The organism is uncultured Phenylobacterium sp., from assembly GCF_902826855.1.
Taxonomy (GTDB): Bacteria; Pseudomonadota; Alphaproteobacteria; order Caulobacterales; family Caulobacteraceae; genus Phenylobacterium.
The window spans coordinates 1725-3423 of the sequence record NZ_CADEGK010000316.1 but is presented as its reverse complement, the minus strand read 5'-3'; the positions used below and the strand labels follow the sequence as shown (position 1 = coordinate 3423).

The following is a 1699-nucleotide window of genomic DNA, read 5'->3' as shown; positions in this document are numbered from 1 at the left end:
GGCAAGCCCTGGACGCGGGGGCCGGCGCGGCTGGTCTATGACAATCCGTGGATCCGGGTGACCGAGTATGCGGCGACCGCGCCGACCGGCAATCCGGCCACCTACGGCCTGGTCAGCCACAAGAACCTGGCGATCGCGGTGCTGCCGCTGTTCGACGATGGAACCACTGTCATGGTCGGGCAGAACCGGTTCCCGCTGATGCAGTACAGCTGGGAGATTCCCGAGGGCGGCGGGCCGCTCGATGTGGACCCGCTTGAGAGCGCGCGGCGCGAGTTGGCCGAGGAGACCGGCCTGGCGGCTGCGGAATGGCGCGAGGTGCTGCGGGCGCAGCTCTCCAACTCGGTGAGCGACGAGCGGGCGATCGGCTACCTGGCGCTGAGCCTGTCGGCGGCGTCCGACTTGCATCACGCCGATGACACCGAGGCGCTCGAAACCGTCCGCGTACCGTTCCGTGAGGCCTTCGACGCCGCCATGGCCGGTGACCTGGAGGACGTGCTGACGGTGGCGATGCTGCTGAAGGCGCACCATATGGCCCGGCAAGGGTCGTTGCCGTCGGCGCTCGCGCGGGCGATGATAGGTTAGGAGCGCCCGATGGGCCGGGAGGAACTGATGAGCCAGCGCCTGGAGGTGGTCGACGCCACGGGAGCCCCGCCAGTCTGGGCGGCGCTGCGCAACGAGGCCTATGCCGCAGCCAAGAGCGAGGCGGCGCTGGCGAGCCTGGTCGCTGCCGTGATCCTGAACCACGACAGCCTGGGGGACGCGCTGTCCTATCAGCTTGCGCGCAAACTGGGGGACCAGGAGCTTCGGGCCATGAGCCTGCGCGACACCATCGAAGAAGCCTACGAGCGGAGCCCCATCCTGGTGGACATCGCCGAGGCGGACCTGAAGGCGGTGTTCGAGCGTGATCCGGCCTGCAAGGGTTACGTGCAGCCGTTCCTGTTCTTCAAGGGGTTCCTGGCGCTGCAGACGCATCGGGTCGCCCACTGGCTGTACACGGAGGGCCGCGAGACGATGGCCTTCTACCTGCAGAGCCGCTCCAGCGAGCTGTTCCAGGTGGACATCAACCCAGCCACACGGATCGGACGCGGCGTCTTCGTCGACCACGGCACCGGCATTGTGATCGGCGAGACCGCGGTGATCGGCGACGACGTCTCGATGCTGCAGGGCGTGACCCTGGGTGGCACCGGCGCCGAGCGCGGCGATCGCCACCCGAAGGTCGGCAAGGGCGTCCTGCTGGGCGCCGGCGCCAAGGTGCTCGGCAACATCAAGATCGGCGACTACGCCAAGGTCGCCTCCGGCTCGGTGGTGCTGAAGGATGTGCCGGCCGGCTGCACCGCCGCAGGCGTCCCCGCCCGGCTGGTCAACTGCCCGACCTGCGCCGAGCCGGCCAAGAGCATGGACCACACCCTGGCGGAGGCTGTGTACGACTACGTGATCTGAGGTTTCGCCGGGGCCGGCCTTTCTGTAGGTATGCCCCGACGATTTGCCCTGAGGAGCGTGGCGTGGACGAAAGAGCTATCCGCAAGATCGAGGGGCATCTGCGCGGGACGTTCGCCAATGCGCGGATCACCCTGGTGCCACGACCCAAGCAGAAGGATTCCGCCGAGGTCTATATCGGCGAGGAGTTCATCGGGGTGGTGTTCCAGGACGAGGACGAGGACGGCTCGTACATGTTCGAAATGGCCATCCTCGCCGAGGA

General features: G+C 67.8%; 3 protein-coding genes. All 3 read left to right on the top strand.

Translation table 11 applies throughout. From position 1 onward, the window contains the following. Positions 1 to 582 (top strand): NUDIX hydrolase (locus tag QZV94_RS24035; RefSeq protein ID WP_293682851.1); only part of this gene is annotated, 582 nt, incomplete at its 5' end. A 27-nt stretch (positions 583 to 609) separates the two neighbouring features. Further along, positions 610 to 1440, top strand: coding sequence for a serine O-acetyltransferase (cysE, locus tag QZV94_RS24030; protein ID WP_293682853.1), 831 nt, complete (start codon positions 610 to 612; stop codon positions 1438 to 1440). Positions 1441 to 1502: 62 nt separating this feature from the next. Further along, positions 1503 to 1699 (top strand): DUF3126 family protein (locus tag QZV94_RS24025; RefSeq protein WP_293682849.1); only part of this gene is annotated, 197 nt, incomplete at its 3' end.